This is a genomic window from Phreatobacter sp. GW821-FHT04C01, from assembly GCF_059420385.1.
Genome location: NZ_JBWKTP010000007.1, coordinates 72544 through 95207 on the forward strand (window position 1 = coordinate 72544; position 22664 = coordinate 95207).

A 22664-nucleotide genomic window follows, 5' to 3' on the forward strand; every position below is an offset into this window, starting at 1 on the left:
GGGCCTCAAATCATCCGGCGGCGGGCCGCGCCGCGATGGCCATGTGCAGGCTGTCGGGGGTCAGGTGCGATGTGACCGTGATGTCCCGGCCGCAGAAACCGCTGCCGGCGGCAAGCCCGATGGCTCGCCCCGGGATCGCGGAGAACGCGGCCATGTCGAGGCAGCCGCGAGGCGCGAGCGATTTCAGCAGCGCCTCCTTGCGGCACCAGAGCGCCGTGAAGTCGCTTGCGGCCCGCCCGGCCGGCCTTGCGCGCAGCCACGCGATCTCTTCGGGGCAGAACAGGCCTTCGCCATGGGCCGGCGGTGAACGCGTGGGTTCGAGATCGATTCCAACCCTGGCGTCATCCGCGAGGATGCAGCAGACGGCGGTGCGTGCATGCGACAGGGAGAAGTCGACCGCGCGGCCGGATGTCAGCACGGGTTTCCCGCCCGGCTGTCGGGTGAAGCCCAGTTGCGCCGGTGCGGTCCCCAGCCGGCATGCCAGCGCCAGCCGGAGCAGGCCATGGGCTGCGATGAAGGCGTCGCGGTCGGCCTGGAAGCGCAACCCCGCCGCGCGCCGGGTTTCCGCGGCATCCAGGAGGCCCGCCAGCCGGGCCCAGTCGCTTCGAGCGAGATCGGCCAGCCGGAGCAGGTGCACACAGCCGGGCGAAACCTTGCGCAGTTCATCGGTCAGCGCGGGCACCAGCGTCGCGGACAGGAGGCGACGGCTCTCCGCGTCGGCGGTCGTGCTTGTCAGTTGCTGTTCCATCCGGGCACCAGCATGCCCTTCACCGACCAGGTGAGGATATCGGCCATCTTCAGGATGGTCTCGGTCCGGTAATTCGGGCGGGTATAGAAGAATTTCATGCGGAAGCAGTCGTCCATCATGTAGGCGTAGACGTGCAGGTGGTAGTCCGCGAGATTTTCCGCGGCGACCGTATCCGGCACGTCCATGAGCGACGGGTGGGTCTGAAGAAACCGCTTGCCGTCGTAATTGTCGGCCCAGACATTGCCGATATACTGGAATAGCGTGCGAACCTTGTCCTCGCGTGCCAGGATTTCCGCGCGTGGATCGCTTGAATAATAGCGCAGCGCGCTGTGGCCGATGCCATTGTCCGGAATGGCGCGGTATTGGCGCGAGACCGCGTCCAGTGCCGCGGCCAGAGCCGGCGCGCCGTCGATGTCGCCCTCGGGCAGCCGCACGGTGATCGGCGTATGGGTGATGAACCAGCCGACCGTGCGCGACGGGTCCGCATCGCGAATGCAGCTCTCGCGGCCATGGGCGACCTTGTGAAAAATCAGGTTGCGCTGGCCGGAGAGATGGTTGGCCGTGACGGCGAGACTGGCGACAATGGCGTGGATCAGGGAGGATTGCGCCGCTCCGCCCAGCCGGTCGCGCATGCTGGCCACCTGCGCCGCGTCGAGGACCTCGAAGCCATGGCTGGCAATGTCGCGTTGCAAGGCCCCCTCGGCGCTCGAATCCTCCGGGAAGGGCAGGGCATCGCCGGCCTCGCGGATCCAGTAGTCGAGCTGCCCCTCCGCCTGCGGGCTCCGCGCATAGGCGATCACCTTCTCGACCCATTGGTGATAGGGCGTGGTCTGCGGCGGCAGCGCGGCGGGCCTGCCTGCCTCGAGCGCATCATAGGCCGCGCGGAGATCCTCGAGCGTGACCTGGAGCGAGAGGGCGTCGGTCACCAGTTCATGCATGGTCAGGAACAGGTGGTGGTCGCGACCGGCGGGATCGACGAACAGCGCCACGGTGACGACGGGTCCATTGGTGATGTCGAGCGTATCGTGCAGGCGTTCGATCTCGTGGCGGATGACGTCGAGCTGGGTTTCGACGGAGGCCGCCGGCAAGGTTATGGTGTGGATCGGTATGCGCCGCGCCGCGGCAAGGTCGACATAGCGCTGGCTATGGCTGCCGTCGGCGCCTTCCGCGAAACGCAGGCGCAGGGCATCGTGGTGGGCGACCACCGCATCGAGCGCGCCCCGCAGGATCGCGGTGTCGAGCAAGCTGGCGAGGCGGGCGACGAAACCGACATTGAACTTGTTCGGGTTCGGCCTCGCCCAGCTGAAGTAATAGGCCTGCATCGGGCTGAGCGGCGATACCAGGCCGGGCATTGCCGGTGTGCTGGCGACGGCCGTTCTGCTCTGGATGAGTGCGGCGAGATCGCGGATCGTCGGGTTGTCGTGAATGTCCGCCGGCGTGAGGACGAGCGCGTCGGCCCTGGCGCGGGCGGCGACGCGGAAGGCCTGGATGGAATCGCCGCCGATCTCGAAGAAATTGTCGTCCACGCCCAAGCGGGACTGCCCGAGGACCGCCGTCCAGATCGCCAGGAGGCGCCGCTCCATATCGGACGATGCCGGGTCGCCCGCGTCGGCGGCGACGGGGCTGTCCGTCACCTGCAGGGCATTGCGATCGAGCTTGCCGTTGGGCAGGCGCGGCAGCGCGCCGAGCGGGATGAATCGTGACGGCACCATGTAGTAAGGCAGCCGCGGCAGCAGAAAGTGGCGCAATTCGCTGGACAGGCCGCTGTCGAAGGATGCCGCGGTCGGGCCGACGCAGAATGCCACGAGTTGCCGTCCGCCCGCCGTTTCCGTGGCGGCAACCGCGCAGGCCTGGATTTGCGGGTGGGCGGCAAGTGTCGTCTCGATCTCGCCGGGTTCGATGCGAAAGCCGCGGATCTTGATCTGGAAATCCTTGCGGCCGATATAGTCGAGCGCGCCGTCGGGCCGGATCGAAACCATGTCTCCGGAGCGGAACAGCCGCGCATGCTCGCTATCGCCGGGGTCCGCGAACGGATTGCCGATGAACTTCTTCTCCGTCAGGTCAGGGCGGCCGAGATAACCTTTCGCAAGGCCCGGGCCCGAGACGCAGAGTTCGCCCGCGACCCCCGCGCCGACCGGCCGGAGCAGATCATCGACGACATGCACGCGCATGCGCCCGATGGGTCTGCCGATCGAGACGATCTTGCCGTTGAGCGCGGACGGGGTCACGACGCAGCAGGTGGCGTCGGCGGCCATTTCCGACGAGCCGTAGAGGTTGATCAGCGTAACCTGGTCGCCGAGCTCCGTGACCTGGCGGGCGAGTTCGCTCGGCAGCAGTTCGCCTGACGATGTCAGATAGCGCAGGTCGGGCAGGCGGGTGCCGGTCGAGCGGGACGCCTCGATCAGCGCGGCCAGCAGCGACGGCACCAGGATCAGTCGGGTGACATGTTCGTCGGCGAGAAGCTGAAGCAACTGGAACGGATCATGCGAGGTGGCGTCGTCGGCCACGATGCTGGGAATGCCCTTCAGCAGCCCGCCGAGCATCTCCCAGACCGAGTCGACGAAATTCAGCGCGGTCTTGCTGCAGCACACTTCGCCGCTGTCGAAGGGGAATTCGCGCCACATCCACTCGAAGCGGCTCAGCATGGCGGCATGGGTGCCGAGGATGCCCTTCGGCCGGCCGGTCGAACCGGAGGTGTAGACCACATAGGCCGTACGCTCGGGATCATCGGGCGGCGCGGCCGGCGCGACGCCGCCCGGAGGCAGGGCCTTGTCGAGGGCCACGCGCGCGCAGCCGGCTTCGCGCAGGAAGGCCGCGTCATGCGTCGCCCCGAGGGTCAGCACGACGGGGGCGGCGGTATCCTCCAGCATGAAGCGCAGGCGGTCTTCGGGATAGGACGGATCGAGCGGCACCCATGCGCATCCCGCCTTGAGCGTGCCGAGGATGCCGGCGACGGCCTCTATGCCACGGGGCATGCAGAGGCCGACCAAGGGGGCCTCCGCGGTCTTGTCTCCCGGCGGGATGAAGCGGCGGATCGTCGCGGCGATCTCGTCGGCCCAGGCATCGAGTTCGGCATAGTTCAGGCGCCGCTCGCCGGCCTTGATCGCGAGTGCGGCGGGCATTTGCCGCGCGGTGGCCTCGAAAATGCGGTGGAACATGCGATCCTCATCGGGTCTGGCGTTCGGCGGCGGGCGCCTTCGAAGGCGACGACATCAGGAATGCGCTCGCCGCCAGCGTCGCGAGGCACAGCAGGAAGGGCGCGAGATAGCTGACGGCGCTCAAGGCGCCGTTCAGGATCGACGACAGGCCCCAGACCAGCGCATTGATCGAGACCGCGATGCCGAGGACCCAGCCCTGGCGATCGTCGCCGACGGCACGCGAGAACATGGTGATGATCGCGCCGTAGGCGACGGACACGGTGATCGCCGTCGGGAAAGCGATGGTCCATTGCAGGGCAAGACTGGGGGCCGCGAGCGACACCGCGATGAGGCCGGTGGTGATCCACAAGGTCCAGGTGGCGATGGCGCGCGCCGCGAACCGCTTCTCGATCAGCGGCAGGCAGACGCCATAGGCCATGCAAAAGCCGATGCCGAGCGTTGCCATGAGCAGCGAGATGGTTCCCGCATCCGCGCCGAAACGGTTCAGCACGAGGCTCGGCAGGAACAGGAAATAGGTCCCCCATGCGGTCTGCATCAGCCCGAACACGAGCATCAGGTGGCGGATCACGGGATCGCGCAGCGCCGTGCGGAAACCGTCAATTCCCATCAGCGGGTTGATCGGCGTTGCGTCCTGCTGCGGCTGATATTCGCGCGCTTCGCCGAATGTCGCTGCGATCAGAAGGAGACCGGCAAGCGCGACACCGGCGGTCAGGAACATGGGCAGGGTAAAATCGGTCAAGGCCGCATCGGCATCGTGCGAGAAGGCCCCGCCGATCAGCGGGCCGACAATGAAACCGATCGACGACGCGAACAGGCAGAGGCTGAGGGTCAGCGCGCGCGTTTCGCTGGTGCTGGCGTCCACCGCCGCGGCCTGTGCGACAGCCTGGCTGCCGGCGGTGGCTCCGCCGATGAAGCGGCCGACCAGCAGCAGCGCGACGAGGTTATAGGCAATGGCGCCGCCAATGAAGGCAAAGCTCAAGGCCATGCCGAACATGCAGAGGATCAATATCCGCTTTCGCCCGATACGGTCGGAGATTTCGCCGAGCACGGGCGCCGTGTACAGCATGACCAGTTCGTAGATGCCGAGCGCGAGGCCGTAGACGAGATAGCGCAGGCCGGGCGGCGCGGCCGCCATCATCAAGGGCTGATCGCCGATCAGCGTCGCGGCCAGGACCGGCACGACGATCGTATAGCCGATGCTGTCGATCAGGATGATCGCGAGCAGGGGGCTGACGCGCAGCACGATGCGCGCCGAGGTCATGCGGGAAGTCCCGAGAAGTGGGCCCGGCATCCGGGCTTCGCGCCGAACAGGTCTTTCCAGTCAAGAATCATGGTGTCGCGGGGCATGCTCACGGCGCATCCGATGTCGCGATGGCGATCCCGAACAGGCGCCACTGCCCGGCCACGATCTGGAAGGAGAGATCGAAACCGATCTGCTGGGGCCGGGTGGCGATAGAGCCGGCGAGCCGCAGCATCCCGCGCTGATCAAGCGAGGGCGGCGTGGTGAATTGCGGTGCCAGCAGCGCGGCGCCGTAGAGATCGAAATTGCGGCGTCGCAGGTCGAGGAAACTCTGTCCGAGATCCGCGGCGGTGTTGCGGGCCTGGAACTCGGGCGCGGCCAGGTCGCGCAGGACCGTATAGTTGCCCGAGCGGTTGGCATCGTTGAGCGTGAGCAGGGTCGAGCGGACCAGATAATGCGCCTGGGCCGGTGTCACAGGCGGCGGAGTGGTCGCGGGCGCGGGCGCGACCGTCGGCACGGGGGACCGCTGTTGAGCGATGGCCCCGCCGGCAGCACAGGGCAGCAGCACGAGCGCGATCAGAGCCCATGAGGCCGCGCCCATGGCGTTCGGGCGTGATGCCTTCACCAGCCCACGCGGAGCCCGACACGCCCGCCCATTCCGCCGCCATTGGTGCCATAGGTCAGGCCGCCATTGGCCTGCACGTTGCTGCCGAGGCGGACCGATGCGCTCAACGCGACGGCGTTCGTGCCCTGGAAGGTGCCCCAGTTCATCGACATCGCGAAGTTCTCACTGGGCAGCAGCCACGGCGTGCCCGCCATCGCCAGTGCCATGGAAACGCCGTTGAGGGCTTTGCTGGTCCGGCTGTCGAGGTCGTTCAGGCGGTTGTAGATGCCTGCGATCTGCCCATTGATGCCGACGATATCGCCGATGCTTGCAAGCCCGAGCCCGCTGAGCGTGGTGGACGCGAGATTGCCGGCGGCGTCGGTGGTGACGATTTGCGTCGACCCGGTCTGGGCGGTCTTGCTCGCCTGCGAGGTGATGCCGGCCATGGTGTAGGTATTGGCGGTGGTGCCGAAGGCCTGCTGGTTGGCGCGGGTCGCGGTGGCGCCGCTGCCGATCGCGGTGGAGTTGGCGGAGGTCGCCGAGGCGCCGCGCCCGAAGGCGGACGAATTCGCGCCGGTGGCGGTCGCGCCATTGCCCACGGCGGTATTGGCGACGCCGTCGCCGCTCGCGTTGGCGCCTTGTCCCACCGCGACATTTGCGCTGCCGTCGCCGCGGGCCTGGGCGCCGACCCCGTTGGCGATGTTGCCGGCATTGGCGCCGCTCGCATTGGCGAGATAACCGGTCGCGGCGTTGTAGCTGCCGGCGCCGCTGGCATTGGCGCCGTCACCGGTCGCGATGTTTCGGCTCCCCGAGCCGCTGGCATTGGCATTCAGGCCGGTCGCGATATTGGAGCTGATCGTGCCGCTGGCATTGGCGCCGGATCCGGACGCGATGTTGTTGCTGCTGTCGCCTTGGGCATTGGCGACGAACCCGGTCGCGAGGTTCTGGCTGCCGGTCCCACTGGCATTGGCTCCGGCTCCGGTCGCCGTATTGGCGCTGCCGTCGCCGCTGGCATCGGTGTTGTTGCCATAGGCGGAATTGCTGGCATTGTTGCCGGACGCGTTGGCAAGGCCGGTGGCGGTATTGCCGCTGTGGTCGCCGCTGGCATTGGCGCTGCTACCTGTCGCGGTGTTGTTGCTGCCGAGCGCGCCGGAGCCGTTGGCGCTGGGGCCGCAAGCGAAGTTGGCGCCGCTTCCCGCCGCCGTCGCGCCCTGGGTCAGGCCGCCGCCATCGACGCAGACGAATTGAGCCTGTGCCGGTCGCCCGCCGATACAGGCGGTGATCGCGGAAACCAGCGCGGCTGCCGCCAGCCGCGTGACACCCGTTCGGGCGGTGTTCGAAATGCTCATGGTTCCCCCAAACGCCCAGTTTCCCAAAATCGTTGTCGGGAACCTGGTGCCTTCGGGAGACATCAGTCGGACCGCCGTCTTTGCCGGCGTTAATCGGGCGTCAAACCGGCGTTAATTCCGTCGGCGGGACATGCGCTGCCCGCAGGATGTGCCTTTTGGGAGACGAGATCGGCGGGAATGTCGTGAGCAGAACACGCAGCGGCGGGCTGGGTGCGAGGTTTGGACCGCTACCGCTCGGGCGGTCCATCGCAGTGCGGCCTGATGGTCGAGGCGCCGACCGCCACGGGACGCAAGGGCGATGCGTCGCCCGCCGCCGAAGGAGCGCCGTCTCGGTACGCCAATGCGGAACGCGCGCTTGCCCCTGAATGTCCTTCAGTCCTGAGCGCCGAGGGTGGCGTCGAAGGCTGCGTCGATGATCGAAAGCTTGGTGGCCTGGGCCCTGACGATCTCGTCCAGGAACCCCTTCGACACCCACATCGCCGAATTGCCGCGCTGGCCTTCCCAGCCAAGGCTTCCCATGGCCTCGGCCTCGCGCAGCTTGCGGCTGAGATGGCTGTGCGACAGCTTCAGCCAAGAGGCCATGTCGGCGATCGAGAAGACCGGGGTGGTGATCCGGTCGCCGCTTCCCGGCGGGTCACCGAGGCCGGCGGTCAGCCACTCCATGATGACGCCGCCATTGTTGAGCCAGGTGAACAGCGAGAAGGTCTTCTGCGGCGCGCGGACCGCCGGCGAGGACAGCAATCCCTCGGCGATGGCCGGCTGCAGCCGCCAGAGCGCGTGCTCGGTGTCGCGGAAACAGGCCAGGCGCCTGCCGTCATCGATCGCATCGAGGGTCGAGAGATGCACCATGACCCATCCGGTGATCGCGCCGAGCGCCGATTCGATCGGTTCCATCGGGCGGCTGCGCCTGTCCTCGCCTTCGACGGGCCGGAGGAAGCCGTAGCGCAGCATTTCCTTCACGAAGGCGTCGGCGGTGTTGCGGCTCGCGATGGCGTGGAGGGCGACACGTTCGAAGAGCCGTCCGAGCGTTATGCCCTTCGAACTTTCGGCCGGACCGTTCTGAAAATACAAGGCGAAGGCGGTGTGGGCGAGCAGCCAGCGCTGCTGCGTGGCGAAGGTCGAGGCCATGCGGGAATTGGCGTCATAGGCCTGCAGCAGGGCGCGCGACTGCCCGCGGATGAGCGCGAGAAACGGCGGGTGAGCGGCGATCTGGTCTGCGGTAAGGCCCATGGCGGCGACGTTGACCGAACCGACACAGCCGCGCAACAGCCCGGCCGGTCGAGGCCGGGCCAAAGGCGTGCAGGGCTGGCGGCGGGGCCCCGCTCCGGCGGCATGGGTCGGAGCAAGGCGTCGCGCCGCCGGAGGCCGCCGGCGCGCCGGCCGTGTGCGGGGGCGTCAGCCGCGCCGGATGTTCCAGAACACCGGCATGCCCTTGATCATGCCGCTGAGATCGGCGCGGAAGGTGGTGAGCTGCGCCACCTGGCCCAGCGGGATATAGGGCACGTCGGTGAAGGCCTGTTCCTGCAGCTTGCGGGCCGCGGCCATCTGGTCGGCGGGGGTGAGGGCGTTGAGCCAGGCGTCGCGGGCCGCCTCGATGCCGGGGCTGTCGCACCAGCCGTTGAGCATCCCGCCATTGCCGCGCAACTGGCCATGCACCGCCGGGTTCAGCAGGTCGGCGCCGGAATTCTGCACCAGATAGGCGCTCCAGCCGCCGGCGCTGATCGGGTCCTTCTTCATGCGCCGCTGCAGCAGCGAACCCCAGTCCATCGTGACGTTGTCGACATTGAAGCCGGCGCGGGTCAGCGCGTCGGCGACGACGGCGGTGCCGAGCGAGTTCACCTGCAGGTCGCCGGGATCCATCAGGACGATCTTTTCGCCCTTGTAGCCGGCCTCGGCGAGGGCTTTCTTGACCGCCGCGGGATCGCGCGGGGCGGAGATCGCCGACAGGCCGGCATCATTGGCGAATTCGGTGTCCGGGCAATAATAGCCGACATTGTCGCGCCACAGCTTCGGGTCCGTGCCGGCCATGCCCATGACGATGTCGCGCTGGGTGAGCGCCTGTATCATCAGGCGGCGGATCGCCGGATTGGCGGTGGGGCTCTGCACGTGGTTGACGCGCAGCGACACCATGTAGCCGGTGGGGTCGAGCACGTCGACCTTCAGGCCGCGCGCGTTGCGCATCAGCGGCAGCATGTCCGGGCTCGGCAGCTCCCACCAGTCGATCTCGCCGGTGCGCAGCGCGCCGCCGGCGGTCGAGGCATCGGCAATGGTTTTCCATTCGACCCGGTCGAACATCGCGACCTTCGGGCCGGCCGTGCCATCCGGCGTGCCGCCCGAACGTGGCACATAGCCGGCGAATTTCTCATAGACGGCGCGGTCGCCCGAGACCCGCTCGTCGGCCTTGAAGCGGAACGGGCCGCTGCCGACCATCTCGGTGATCGCCTTGTCGGGATCGGCGGAGGCGATGCGCTCCGGCATCATGGCGGCCATCATCAGGCCGGTCTTTCCCAGTGCCATCGGCAGCAGCGGGTAGGGCCGCTTGAGCTTGAACACAATGGTGCGGTCGTCGGGCGCCGAGAGCTCGTCGGTCGCGGCGAACAGGCTCTTGCCGAGATCGTCGCGGCCAGCCCAGCGCTTCAGGCTCGCCACGCAATCGCGCGCCAGGACCGGCGAGCCGTCGTGGAAACGCAGGCCTTCGCGCAATTTCAGCGTCCAGCGCTTGCCGTCGGCATCGGTGACAAAGCCTTCCAGCATCTGCGGCTGGTACTGGAATTTCGAATCCTGCCCGAACAGCGTGTCGAAAACCATGTAGCCATGGTTACGTGTCACATAGGCGTTGTTCCAGGTCGGGTCGATGACTGAGAGGTCGGCGTGGGGGACGAATTTCAGCACGCGCCGATCGGCAGCCTGGGCCAGGCGCGGCGCGGCAAGCGCGGCGATGCCGCCGGACGAGTATTGCAGAAACTGACGCCGATCCATGGAATGTCCTCGCTTGCGGAACGCTGGCCGGATCCGGAACGGCCGTCCGCCAGTTCCTGTCCGCTCATGTCATATTTATTGCACAGCTTTTCGAATTCACAATAATGTAGTGAAAGCGACAGGCCGGTCCGGATTGCGGCGAGCGGTGATCGGTGACTGGCCGGCGCATCGTTCGGTTCTGCGGCATCGGGCCGCGAGACCCGCAGGCCCGGGGCAGGGCCCGGCAAAGCGGCAAGGCATGAGGTGGGTTCGTGACGACCAATCCCTTCGATCCCGCGTCATCGGGCTATCCGCGCGACATGGTGGGTTATGGCCGCACGCCCCCGGATCCGAAATGGCCCGGCGGCGCCGTGCTCGCGCTGCAGATCGTGGTGAACTACGAGGAGGGCGCGGAAAGCTCGGTGCTGCATGGCGATCCCGGCAGCGAGAGCTTTCTGGTCGAGCACATCACCACCTCGCGGCTGGGGGTGCGCAGCCCGACGGCCGAGGGCATCTATGAATTCGGCAGCCGCGTGGGCTTCTGGCGGCTGTGGCGGGAATTGACGCGCAGGCGGCTGCCGGTGACCTGTTTCGGCGTCACCATGGCCATGGCCCGCAATCCCGAGGCTGTCGCGGCCATGAACGAGGCCGGGTGGGAAATCGCCAGTCACGGCATGCGCTGGAACCGCGACGCGCCCGCCGAAATGGAGGCGGAGCGCGCCGAGATCCTCGAGACGCTCGCCTTCCATCAGCGGATTTGCGGCCGGCCCGCGCTCGGCTGGTACAACCGGTCCAGCGCCACCACCTACCGGATCCTGAGCGAGATCGGCGGCCTTCTCTATTTCGGCGACAATTATGCCGACGAACTGCCGTTCTGGGCCGATGTGGCGGGCAAGCCGGAGCTGTTCATGCCCTACACGCTCGATGCCAACGACATGCGCTTCGCGACCGCGCCGGGCTTCGCCGATGGCGAGCAGTTCTTCACCTATTTGCGCGACAGTTTCGACGTGCTCTATGCCGAAGGGCTCGCCGGCCGTCCCCGCATGATGAATATCGGCCTGCACGGACGGCTGTCGGGCCGGCCCGGGCGCGCCGCAGGCCTGATGCGCTTCCTCGATCATGTCGGCCGGCACGACAAGGTCTGGGTCGCCACCCGTGCGGATATCGCCCGCCACTGGCGGCTGAACCATCCGCCGCCGGCGGCGCCGCTGCCGCGCTGGTAGCCGGGATCAGCCGCCATCCCGGTCCGGGATGGGCGGAGACGTGCCGAGCCGATCGCGGCCGATCGGCGGCGCGCGTTCAGCCCGGCATTGCGCGTTCCAGGATGGCGGCATTGCCGTCGGTGACGATCGTGCCGAACACATGCCCCACGGCCCGATCGCTGAGGCGGGTGGCGCAAAACGCGTTCGCGGTCGCGCCCGGAGCGAAGCGAATGAGGCTGGAAGCCTGAAACGCCAGGCCGAGAGCCTCGGTCAATCGCCGCCCGAGCCGTTCGTCTTCCAGCGCTGCCTTGGCAAGCACCGGCAAGTCATTGACCAGCCTGTCGTAAAGGACATCGTGGCCGAGCGCCGGACGAAGTTCCTCCATGACCGCGTCGATCGCCTCGGGGTCGCGCCTGAGCGCACGCAGCACATCGAGGCAGATGACATTTCCGGAGCCTTCCCAGACGCCGTTCAGCGGGGCCTCCCGATAGAGCCTTCCGAGCAGCCCGGTTTCGACATAGCCGTTGCCGCCGAGGCATTCGAGCGCCTCGGCGACAAGCGCCGGCGCCCGCTTGCAAACCCAGAACTTCGCGACGGGAACGACGATGCGCGCCAGCCGACGTTCGATGGGCGAGGCTTCAGAACCATCGACGGCCTGAGCGGCGCGCATCGTCAGCGCCATCGCGGCTTCGCTTTCGACCGCCAGGTCGGCGAGGGTGCCGGCCATCAAGGGCTGGTCGACCAGCTTGCGCTGGAATGCGCGGCGATGGCGGGCGTGATGCAAGGCCTCCAGGAACGCCCGCCGCATGATGCCGGCCGAGCCGAGCGCCACGTCCAGGCGTGTCAAATGGCCCATTTCGAGGAGGGTCGAGATCCCGCGGCCTTCCTCGCCGACAAGGGCGGCCCTGGTGCCGTCATACTCGATTTCGGACGAGGCGTTCGACCGGTTCCCGACCTTTTCCTTGAGACGCTGGATACGGAACACGTTGCGGCTGTCGTCCGGCAGCGTCCGCGGCACCAGAAAGCAGCTGATGCCCTTGTCGGTATAGGCGAGCGTCAGGAATGCGTCGCTCATCGGCGCGGAACAGAACCACTTGTGGCCGGTGAGCAGGAACTCCTCGCCAAGTTCCGTCGGGCCGACGCGCCTGGCCCTGGTTTCGGTGGCGCGGAGATCGGATCCGCCCTGTTTCTCGGTCATCGCCATGCCGATGGTGGCGCCCTTCTTGCGCTCGACCCGATCCAGGCTGGTGTCGTAGGCCGTCGACAGCAGCGCCGGCTCCCAGACGGATGCGATGGCGGGCGCGTGCCTCAGGGTCGGGATCGCCGCATAGGCCATGGCGGTCGGGCAGCAGACGCCGTTTTCGGCCTGCTGCCACAAATAGGTCATGGCCGCGCGCGCGGCGTGGGCGCCGCCACGCGCGGCTTCCGTCCAGGCCAGGGAGTGCACGCCCGCGCCGAACGCGCGTCGCATCAGCTCGTGGTAGGCGGGATGGAAGGTGACGACGTCGCGGCGGTGGCCGAAGCGGTCGTGGGTCTCGATCTCCGGCGCGAAGCGGTTTGCCTGGCGCGCCAGATCCTGCACCTCGATGCTGCCCGCCTGGGCACCAAGGCCGTGCAATCTCTCCTGGGCCCAACCCGCCCGCGCGCGCTCGACGGCCTCCTTCAGGGCGATGTCGGTGTCAAAGAGGTTGGCCTCGAACACCGGCGGCTGATTGGAGACATGATGGGTGACGTGGGGCGCCCCGGCTGCTTCGGGATCGCGGGCGTGAACCGGAGCGGCACTGCGCGCGCCGACGTGATCTGTATCGAGATTCTGCAAAATGCCGCCTCCATCATCCGCCAGCACAGCGCTGGGACGGCTGTGCAATCTGAAAAGTCTCATCATTTGACAAATTCAGTCAAAGCCTGAGACGAGTCAAGCGCCGCCATGGGGACATCACGCCGGCCGACTTGCTGCGGCCCCGGCGAGTTCGATAGAGACGGGGGGCGAGAAACAGGTGCGCTCCGACCGCGTGTTTGCAGCAGAGACGGATCCATGGCCCCGGCGAGATCGAAACCAGCGGACTTTCGCGATGAGGCCCTGCACCAGCTATCGGCAACCGCGCTGGTCCTGTCGCTGCTTTCGGTCGCCCCGCGGCAGACCGTGCCGGTTCAGGCGCTGATTGCGGCCGGCCGGCTCTTCGGCATCACGGAGCGCGGCATTCGGGTGGCGCTCAATCGTCTCGATGCGGAAGCCAAGGTGCGCAAGCTTTCGCGCGGTCTCTACGGGTTCGCGGAAGGCGCCGAGGGCATCCGCCGCGAAGTGGCGCGCTGGATCGAGGCGGAAGATCGCGCCGTGGAATGGAGCGGCGCATGGATCGCCGTCTACACCGGTGAAGTATCCCGCACCGATCGCAAGCGACTGAGGCGTCACGAGGGCGCGCTCCGGCTCCGGGGCTTCAGGGCGCTGAAGCCGGATCTCTGGATACGGCCGGACAATCTCAGGGGAAGGGTGCAGGCCGTGGCGGCCGATCTCCGCGCGCTCGGGCTGGCGGAAGATTCGATCGCTTTCGTTGCTTCGAGCTTCAGCGCGTCGGAAGACCCTGTCGCCAAGGACCTTTGGGACAGCGCGTCGCTTTCCGGCGCTTATTCCAGGCTGATCGACGAACTCAAATGCAGCGAGGAGCGAGCAGCCTCGCTGTCGATCGATCAGGCAATGGTGGAGACCTTGAGCATCGGCCGCTATGTGGTCCGGCATATCCTGCTCGATCCACTTCTCCCGAAGGCACTCCTCGCCACCGACGATCGATACCGGCTCGTCGAGCAGATGCGCCAATATGATCTTCTCGGGAAGCGCCTGTGGCAGGCCTTCCTCGCCCGCTATTGAACCGCCGGTGACCGGTCGTCCGCAAGCCTTGCTTCGGCGCGCCGGTCGGCGCTGCCGGCATCTGGCTAAGGTCTCCGAACGGGGCCTTGCAGGGGCAGCGCGTCCCGTTCGGCCTTCAGGAAGGAGACCATGCGCTCGGTGAGATTGCTCGGCGGCCCCGCGGATCTGATCAGCACCGTCTCGATGGGCACGCGCGGCGCGAAGGGCCGCAGAACGATCGGCAGCCCGGTGAGGTCTCGCGCAGGGATCGGGTCGACGATCGCAATCCCCAGCCCCTCGGCGACAAGGCCGCACCGTGCCGCGGTATATTGGGCCGTCAGGGTGAAGCGCGGGGCGAGGCCAGCCTGCGCGAAGGCGCCTTCGACCGCTTGCTGAAAATCGCCGGGAAAGCCCGCGATCAGGATCTCGCCCGCGATATCCTGAACCGTGATGGTTCGCCTGGCTGCCAGAGCATGCCGCCGTGGCAGGGCACATACCGCGTCGACCGTGAGGAAGGCTTCGCTGATCGCCCCGGAATAGCCGGCGCGCGGCCGCACCAGGCCGATGTCGCACTGGCCGGATGACACCCAGGACCAGATGGTGTCGGGGCTCGGCACATGGAGCGCGATCCGGGTGCCCGGGCTTTCGACCGTCAACCGTCCGATCGCGCGCGGCACCAGGCGGGAGGCCATCGAGGGCTGGCAGGCGATGCGCAGCGAGCCGATCCCGAGCTCCCGGATCTGGCGGCCGGCACGGCGAAGGTGATCGAGCCCGGCATAGGTTGCTTCGACCTCGCGGGCGAAGGCCTCACCCTCCTGCGTGGGCGATGCCCGGCCGTGACCGCGCACCAACAGCAGGAAGCCGAGATCGGCCTCGAGCTGCGCGATCGCGCGGCTGACATAGGGCTGACCGATGCCGAGCGCATCGGCGGCCCTGGTGATCCCGCCATGGCGCAGAACGGCGCGAAAAATGTCGATATGCGCCGGGTTCATCATGTCCAATTTGCATGGAAACGGAAACTTTTGGCATTTGACGGCATGGGCTTGCAATGTGTCAATGGCGCCATGCCGGGGGCGCCGGGGCCCACGGTCAAACGCTTCGTTCACCGAGAAACCCATGCTTTCCGCTCTGCTTCCTGTGACCCTCGCCATTATCGCCGGCGGCAGCATCGTGGTTCAGCAGGTGCTGAACGCGAACCTGCGCGTCGCTCTCAGTTCCGCCGCGTGGTCCGGCTTCGTCAGCTATCTTGTCGGCGTCATCTGCATGGCGCTGCTCGCGCTGGTTCTCCGCGATCCCCTGCCGTCGGCGAGCGTCGCGGCGCGCGTTCCGTGGTGGGCGTGGAGCGGCGGCCTGTTCGGCGCGATCTTCATCGGCCTTGCGATCCTCCTTGTGCCGCAGGTGGGCGCCGCCACCTTCATCGCGCTTCTGGTCACCGGCCAGATGCTCGCCTCGGTGACGATCGACCATTTCGGCTGGATGGGCCTTGCCCAGCGTTCGCTCGATCTGCCGCGTGCCGCGGGTGTCGCGCTGCTGATCGCAGGTGTGGTCCTGATCCGCCGCTGAGGTCGCGAAGAGGGCGGAACCCGTCTGGAGGCCCGGCACGCCGGGGGCGCCGGCGCGGCCGATCCGCCATGGCCTCGCCGCACCATGCTTCCATCGTGGCAGACGGTGCTCATCGTCGATCGTAACGCGACGCGCCGGGTCGTGCTTGCCCCGTCTCCGGGGCAGGAGGTTCAGGCCCTCGGCGGTCGAATCGCGGGCGCGGTGTCTCTTGTCGCGACCTAAATTGGTGTCTGCGAAGGGTGGAAAACCGATGTTCTCCGGGGTTCCGATTAAGCGCGGGATCGTGCCCTTTGCGGACGCCGGATCGCCGCCCGGAAGCGGACATTGACGAACCACGAATCGGGGTCCGGCGAGCGGCCCCCGACAAATGTGCGACTGGTCGATATTTTACCGGGCGGCTGATCCCAGAACGATGCCGGGAACGCGGGCCAAGGCCCGGCGGAAGATGGCCGCATCGTTCGTTCCGCGCGAGGCCTGCAACCCGCTTGCGATTTGAATCCTCACCAGGGCGCCGTCTGCACCAAGCGGCAGCTGGAGCCCGGGATGCCGCGTCTCGCAGCCTCGGGGCGCCCGCGATACAGCAACGGCGACGCTCCAGCGCAAGAATTCAAAAAGCAGTCCCCACAGGGCCGCCTGGCGCGGAATGGCAAGACTCACCCCCGGCGGTCTGCGAGATGGCGAGACGGAGCCGCCGTCCGCGTTTGGCTGCCGCCGTGGGCGCTGATCGAGGTTGACGGCGCGCTTCCGATCCTTGCGGGGCGTCGGTTTCTCAGCAACTTACGGAGGCAAACATGAAGATCGCTCGTCGCTCCGCTGCTCTCGGCGGATTGGCATTGCTCGCCGGCACGGCAATGGCTCGCTCAGCGTTCGCTCAGCAGGGGGCCTTTCACGGCGCTGGCGAAGGTCTCGAGGATTCTTGGCTGGCGACCGACGCCTACATCTTCGGATACCCATTGGTGACGATGGAGATGACCCGACGGATCATCACCAATGTCGCCGAGCCCGTGGGAACGCGCGGGCCGATGGGGCATATCATCAAGCTGCGCAGCTATCCCGACGCTTCGTTCAAGGACGTCACGGCGCCGAATGCCGACACGCTCTACACAAGTGCCTTCTTCGATGTCGGCAAAGAGCCTTGGGTGCTCAGCATCCCCGACATGAAGGGCCGTTATTCCGTGATGCCGCTGCTCGACGGCTGGACGACGGTGTTCCAGGTCCCGGGCAAGCGTACGACCGGCACCGGGGCGCAGACCTATGCCATCACCGGCCCGGGCTGGAAGGGCACGCTGCCGGAGGGCGTGAAGGAGTACAAATCGCTCACCAGCATCGTGTGGCTGCTCGGCCGCATCTATTGCACCGGCACGCCCGAAGACTACGCTGCCGTCCACAAGCTGCAAGACGAGTGCAAGCTCGTTCCGCTCAGTGCATATGGCAGGCCCTACACGCCGCCGCCGGGCAAGGTCGATCCGTCGCTCGACATGAAGACGGCCGTGCGCGATCAGGTCAATCGCATGGATGCGGTGTCCTATTTCAAGCTGCTTTGCGAGCTGATGAAGACGAACCCGCCGGCAGCCGCCGATGCGCCCCATATCGCAAGGTTCGCGCGCATCGGCATCGTCCCGGGGCAGGACTTTGACGAGAGCAAGCTCAAGGTCGATAGCGCCAGGCGCGTTCCCGAGAGCGCGTTCGACCGGATCATGCAGCAGTTCAAGACCAACCCGGCGCTAAAGAACGAGAGCGGCTGGGCGTTCACGACGAGAACCGGAGTCTACGGCACCGACTACTTGATGCGGGCGCTCGTGACCGCCATCGGACTGGGCGCCAATCGCCCCCAGGACGCGGTCTACCCGACCTCGACGGCGGATGCGGAGGGAAAGAAATACAACGGGGCGAACAGGTATGTCATGCGCTTCGCCAAAGGCCATTTGCCGCCGGTCGAGGGGTTCTGGTCGTTGACGATGTATGACGACCAGTATTTCTTCGTGAACAACCCCCTCAACCGGTATTCGATCAGCCCGCGCCAGAACTTGCAGGCAAACCCGGACGGGTCGACGGACCTCTACATCCAGAAGGATTCGCCCGGGAAGGACAAGGAATCGAACTGGCTTCCCGCGCCTGCCGGCGATTTTATCCTGATGCTGCGGCTGTATTGGCCCGGCGAGACCGATCCGTCGATCATCAACGGGACATGGGCCATTCCCGCCGCCCGGAAGGTTGGCTGAGAGTCCAAGACGACACCTGTTCGGTGAGCTGCGCGAAAGAGTATTTCGCGCAGCTCACAATGGTCGCGGGCGAAAGCCTCAGGGCAACTCTGGCCTTAAAACCAAGAACCGCCGCTGGTAAGGACCAGCGGCGGTTCTGTTTGGTGCCGGACGAGCTCGGACGCCAGAACCGAGACTTTGGTTCCAGTCGCGGCGCGATATCGGGACAATGCGGCGCGCCTTTCGGGCGCGCCACATCAATCGCGCCGAACCTCAGCTGCAGCCGGTCGTCGACCCGCAGGTGTCGCACTTCAGGCAGGTGCCGTTGCGCACCATGGTGAAGTTCGAGCACTCGGGGCAGGCGTCGCCGACATAGCCGCGCAGCTTGGCTTCCGCGCGCCGGTCGGCGGTCGAGCGTTCGGCATTGGCGGCTGGCGCCGGGGCCTGGTCGAACAGCGCGCCGAGAGCAGGCGAGACGGCGGCCGCCACCTCTTCCTTGAGCGCGGTCGCGCCCTGGGTGCGCATGGTCACCACCGTGCCGGTGCGGCCGTCATTGGCGAGCGAGCCGGGCGTCAGCGCCGGAGCGGGGCCGGAATTGGCCGAGACCACCGTGAACTTGTCGGTCTTGCCGCGCACCAGGCCCTTGGACAGCACGCTCTTGGTGCCTTCCGAGGCGCCCGTGCCGAGCGCATCGTAACGGCTCTCGCCCGGATCGACATGGCCGAGATCGAAGCGGCCGAGATAGCTCACGGCCAGTTCGCGGAACACGTAGTCGAGGATCGAGGTGGCGTATTTGATGGTGTCGTTGCCCTGCACCGGGCCCGCTGGCTCGAAGCGGGTGAAGGTGAAGGCGTCGACATATTCGTCCAGCGGCACGCCATATTGCAGGCCGAGCGAGATGGCGATGGCGAAGTTGTTGAGCAGCGAGCGAAGCGCCGCGCCCTCCTTGTGCATGTCGATGAAGATCTCGCCGATGCGGCCGTCGTCATATTCGCCGGTGCGCAGATAGACCTTGTGGCCGCCGACCACCGCCTTCTGGGTATAACCCTTGCGGCGGTCGGGCATCTTCTCGCGGTCGCGGATCACCTGGACACGCTCGACCACCTTCTCGACGATGCGCTCGGCGAGCGCTGCGGCACGCGCGGCCTGCGGCTTTTCCAGGAACTCCTCGACGCCGTCCTCGTCGTCCTCGTCCTCGATCAACTGCGAGTTCAGGGGCTGGGACAGCTTGGAGCCGTCGCGATAGAGCGCGTTGGCCTTCAGCGCCAGCTTCCACGACAGCATATAGGCCGACTTGCAGTCGTCGACGGTCGCCTCGTTCGGCATGTTGATGGTCTTGGAAATGGCGCCCGAGATGAACGGCTGGGCCGCCGCCATCATGTGGATGTGGCTTTCCACCGAGAGATAGCGCTTGCCCTTGCGGCCGCAGGGGTTGGCGCAGTCGAACACCGCGTAATGCTCAAGCTTCAGGTGCGGCGCGCCTTCCAGCGTCATGGCGCCGCAGACATGCTCGTTGGCCGCCTCGATATCCTTTTTCGAGAAGCCGACACGGGCCAGAAGCTCGAAACCCGGTGCATTCACCTCGTCCGCCGGGATGCCCAGCGTCTTGACCACGAAGTCCTCGCCGAGCGTCCACTTGTTGAACACGAACTTGATGTCGAAGGCGGTCTTCAACTGGGCTTCCGCCTTGGCGATCGCCTCGTCGGTGAAACCCTTGGCCTTCAGCGAACCGGTATTGATGGCGGGGGCCTGTTTCAGCGTGCCGTGGCCGACCGCATAGGCTTCCATCTCGGCGATGGCGGCTTCCGAATAGCCGAGCGTGCGCAAGGCTTCCGGCACCGCCTGGTTGATGATCTTGAAATAGCCGCCGCCGGCGAGCTTCTTGAACTTCACCAGGGCGAAGTCGGGCTCGATGCCGGTGGTGTCGCAATCCATCACCAGGCCGATCGTGCCGGTCGGCGCGATCACCGAGACCTGGGCGTTGCGATAGCCGTGCTTCTCGCCGAGCGCCAGGGCGTCGTCCCAGGCCTTCTTGGCGCGGACGACGATTTCCGGGTCAGGGCAATTGGCGTGGTCGAGCGCCACCGGGTTGACGGCGAGGCTCTCATAGCCGGCGGTCTCGCCATGGGCGGCGCGGCGATGGTTGCGGATGACCCGGAGCATGTGCTCGCGGTTCGGCGCGAAGCCCGGGAAGGGGCCGAGCTCGCCGGCCATTTCGGCCGAGGTCTTGTAGGCGATGCCGGTCATGACCGCGGTCAGGGCGCCGGCCAGCGCCCGGCCCTGGTTGCTGTCATAGGGAATGCCCATGGTCATCAAGAGGCCGCCGATATTGGCGTAGCCGAGGCCGAGCGTGCGGTATTCGTAGGACAGCTCGGCGATCTGGCGCGAGGGGAACTGCGCCATCAGCACCGAGATCTCCAGCACCACCGACCAGAGCCGGCAGAGATGCTCGTAGCCGTCGATGTCGAAATGCTTGGCCTTGGCGTCGTAGAACTGCAGGAGGTTGGCGGAGGCCAGATTACAGGCCGTGTCGTCGAGGAACATATATTCCGAGCACGGGTTCGACGCGCGGATCGGGCCGGCGGCCGGGCAGGTGTGCCAGTCGTTCATCGTCGTGTTGAAATGCAGCCCCGGGTCGGCTGACGCCCAGGCGGCATGGCCGATCTTCTCCCAGAGGTCGCGCGCCTTCAGCGTCTTGATGGTCTTGCCGGTGATGCGGGCGGTCAGGTTCCAGTCGGCATCGGTTTCCACCGCGCGCAGGAAGTCGTCCTTCAGCGACACCGAATTGTTGGAGTTCTGGCCGGCCACCGTCAGGTAGGCGTCGGAATCCCAGTCGGTGTCGTAGATCGGGAAATCGATGTCCTTGTAGCCCTGCTTGGCGAACTGGATCACCCGCTTGATGTAATTGTCGGGCACCATCGACTTGCGGGCGGCCTTGATCTCGCGCTTCAGCGCCGGGTTCTGCGCCGGTTCGAAACAGGCGTCGCCGTCGGCCTCGCAGTTGACGCAGGCCTTCATGATGGCCTTGAGGTGCTTGGCATTGATCTTCGAGCCGGTGACCAGGCTCGCGACCTTCTGCTCCTCGATCACCTTCCAGTCGATATAGGCCTCGATATCGGGATGGTCGGCATCGACCACCACCATCTTGGCGGCGCGGCGGGTGGTGCCGCCCGACTTGATCGCGCCGGCGGCGCGGTCGCCGATCTTCAGGAAGCTCATCAGGCCGGACGAGCGGCCGCCGCCGGCGAGCTTTTCGCCTTCGCCGCGCAGGTAGGAGAAGTTCGAGCCGGTGCCCGAGCCATATTTGAACAGGCGCGCCTCGCGCACCCACAGGTCCATGATGCCGCCCTCGTTGACGAGGTCGTCGGCCACCGACTGGATGAAGCAGGCATGCGGCTGCGGGTGCTCATAGGCCGACTTCGACTTCACCAGCTTGCCGGTTTCGAAATCGACGTAATAGTGGCCCTGGCCCGGGCCATCGATGCCATAGGCCCAGTGCAGGCCGGTGTTGAACCATTGCGGCGAATTGGGCGCCACCATCTGCAGGGCGAGCATGTAGCGCAGTTCGTCGAAGAAAGCCTGGGCATCGGCTTCCGCTTCGAAATAGCCACCCTTCCAGCCCCAATAGGTCCAGGTGCCGGCCAGCCGGTCGAACACCTGGGTCGACGAGGTCTCGCCCACCCAGCGCTCCTTCTCCGGCAGTTCCTTCAGCGCCTTCTCGTCGGGGGCGGAGCGCCACAGCCAGGACGGGACCGAGTTCTCCTCGACCTTCTTCATGCGGGCGGGGACGCCGGCCTTGCGGAAATATTTCTGGGCCAGGATATCGGCCGCGACCTGGCTCCAGGCCTGCGGAACCGAAATGCCGTCGAGGCGGAACACGATCGACCCGTCCGGGTTACGGATCTCGGAGGTCGCCGCACGGAACGCGATGTCTGCATAGGGCGACTGGCCCGCCTTGGTGTATCGCCGTTCGATGCGCATCGTTCTCGTCCTTCATGTCATGGCCGGGATTGTGCTCCCGAGCCGCCCCGCGGTCCATGCCCTGAACCCGCGTTGGCCCGGTTCTAGCCGGACCCCTTGCCGCCTTGCCCCGCGATCCCCGCTCTCCACAGGGGCGAGCTGGTCCGCTGGTTAACTCCTGCCGCGCGAAGCGCGTTCCCACAGGCGGGGTCGAGGCGACACTTCGCCCTCCGCCGGCGCTGCCCGCGAAATGCGGCGCGCCATCGGGTGACGAAGACACTCCTCCGGCCGCGCCACGTCGAGACGTGGCGTCAGGCTGGAAACCGTCTGGGGATTTGGTGCGGCGAGAACTTGAAACCGACCCGCCGAACCGAACGCCAAGGTATGCGGCATGCCTTCATGTCGTCAAGATGTAGGGCCTACGGGTAAACAGACCCCTAAATATGGTGATGGTCGTTCAAATTTTAAGGGAAGGGCCGGGGCCGACGAGCCAAGTGTCGGGAATCTCGGGGGGATTCGGCAAGGAAAAATTCACCGTGCCCAGGCCGGCTCTCCACAGGAGCCTTTGCCGGCCCGGCAGATATTCCCAACATCGTCTTCCGGTTGGCGAAGTGTGGCTGGATTGTGACATCGCGCCGAGGGCCGGTTTCGCCTTTTGTTCGTGCTGACGCAGCGGCACGGAATCATCTGACGTGGCGGGGCAGGGCGAGGCGATTCCAGGCGGCGATTCTGCCTGTTGATTCGAGGTGACAGGACCGTTCGTGGGACAAGGCCGGGAAGGGTGCGCGGCGGCAAGGGCTCTTCCAGGGACGCGCGCAAACCCTCTCCCACGAAGG

General features: G+C 66.7%; 14 protein-coding genes. 4 read left to right on the top strand and 10 right to left on the bottom strand.

Features of this window, described 5'->3' with window-relative positions; translation table 11 throughout:
• Window positions 1-10: 10 nt before the first annotated feature.
• The 7 genes from AC07WJ_RS24470 to AC07WJ_RS24500 all read right to left on the bottom strand — a co-directional run bounded on the left by AC07WJ_RS24470 (window position 11) and on the right by AC07WJ_RS24500 (window position 10078).
• Window positions 11-748 (bottom strand): 4'-phosphopantetheinyl transferase family protein, encoded by a 738-nt coding sequence (locus tag AC07WJ_RS24470; RefSeq protein WP_494937284.1) that lies wholly within the window; start codon window positions 746-748, stop codon window positions 11-13.
• A complete protein-coding gene (locus AC07WJ_RS24475) occupies window positions 733-3906 on the bottom strand; it encodes an amino acid adenylation domain-containing protein (protein WP_494937285.1) in 3174 nt (1057 codons plus the stop codon). Before AC07WJ_RS24475 ends, AC07WJ_RS24470 begins: the two co-directional genes overlap by 16 nt.
• Window positions 3907-3913: 7 nt before the next feature.
• Window positions 3914-5167, bottom strand: coding sequence for an MFS transporter (locus tag AC07WJ_RS24480; RefSeq protein ID WP_494937286.1), 1254 nt, complete (start codon window positions 5165-5167; stop codon window positions 3914-3916).
• A gap of 88 nt (window positions 5168-5255) precedes the next feature.
• The gene (locus tag AC07WJ_RS24485) at window positions 5256-5747 is read right to left on the bottom strand and encodes a hypothetical protein (RefSeq protein ID WP_494937287.1); all 492 of its coding nucleotides are present in this window, start codon (window positions 5745-5747) and stop codon (window positions 5256-5258) included.
• Window positions 5748-5767: 20 nt separating this feature from the next.
• Entirely contained in the window at window positions 5768-7099 is a 1332-nt protein-coding gene (locus AC07WJ_RS24490) for a hypothetical protein (protein ID WP_494937288.1), read from the bottom strand.
• Between the two features lie 372 nt (window positions 7100-7471).
• The gene (locus tag AC07WJ_RS24495; protein WP_494937289.1) at window positions 7472-8329 is read right to left on the bottom strand and encodes a hypothetical protein; all 858 of its coding nucleotides are present in this window, start codon (window positions 8327-8329) and stop codon (window positions 7472-7474) included.
• A 165-nt stretch (window positions 8330-8494) separates the two neighbouring features.
• Window positions 8495-10078: an ABC transporter substrate-binding protein gene (locus AC07WJ_RS24500; protein ID WP_494937290.1), complete on the bottom strand. Its 1584-nt coding sequence runs from the start codon at window positions 10076-10078 to the stop codon at window positions 8495-8497.
• Between the two features lie 251 nt (window positions 10079-10329).
• Here AC07WJ_RS24500 and puuE point away from each other — a divergent pair, with 251 nt between their 5' ends.
• Complete coding sequence (puuE, locus tag AC07WJ_RS24505; protein WP_494937291.1) at window positions 10330-11280, top strand: allantoinase PuuE; 951 nt, start codon at window positions 10330-10332, stop codon at window positions 11278-11280.
• Window positions 11281-11356: 76 nt separating this feature from the next.
• Here puuE and AC07WJ_RS24510 read toward each other — a convergent pair whose 3' ends face one another.
• Window positions 11357-13078 (bottom strand): acyl-CoA dehydrogenase family protein, encoded by a 1722-nt coding sequence (locus tag AC07WJ_RS24510; protein WP_494937292.1) that lies wholly within the window; start codon window positions 13076-13078, stop codon window positions 11357-11359.
• A gap of 216 nt (window positions 13079-13294) precedes the next feature.
• Here AC07WJ_RS24510 and AC07WJ_RS24515 point away from each other — a divergent pair, with 216 nt between their 5' ends.
• Complete coding sequence (locus AC07WJ_RS24515) at window positions 13295-14125, top strand: hypothetical protein (protein ID WP_494937293.1); 831 nt, start codon at window positions 13295-13297, stop codon at window positions 14123-14125.
• A gap of 65 nt (window positions 14126-14190) precedes the next feature.
• Here the strand turns inward: AC07WJ_RS24515 and AC07WJ_RS24520 are convergent, their stop codons facing one another.
• Window positions 14191-15099, bottom strand: coding sequence for a LysR family transcriptional regulator (locus tag AC07WJ_RS24520; protein WP_494937538.1), 909 nt, complete (start codon window positions 15097-15099; stop codon window positions 14191-14193).
• Window positions 15100-15220: 121 nt separating this feature from the next.
• On the opposite strand from AC07WJ_RS24520, the gene AC07WJ_RS24525 reads away from it, so the two are divergent.
• Window positions 15221-15667, top strand: coding sequence for a DMT family transporter (locus tag AC07WJ_RS24525; RefSeq protein WP_494937294.1), 447 nt, complete (start codon window positions 15221-15223; stop codon window positions 15665-15667).
• A 791-nt stretch (window positions 15668-16458) separates the two neighbouring features.
• A complete protein-coding gene (locus tag AC07WJ_RS24530; RefSeq protein ID WP_494937295.1) occupies window positions 16459-17889 on the top strand; it encodes a DUF1254 domain-containing protein in 1431 nt (476 codons plus the stop codon).
• Between the two features lie 252 nt (window positions 17890-18141).
• Here AC07WJ_RS24530 and AC07WJ_RS24535 read toward each other — a convergent pair whose 3' ends face one another.
• Window positions 18142-21849: a vitamin B12-dependent ribonucleotide reductase gene (locus tag AC07WJ_RS24535; protein WP_494937296.1), complete on the bottom strand. Its 3708-nt coding sequence runs from the start codon at window positions 21847-21849 to the stop codon at window positions 18142-18144.
• Window positions 21850-22664: the final 815 nt, after the last annotated feature.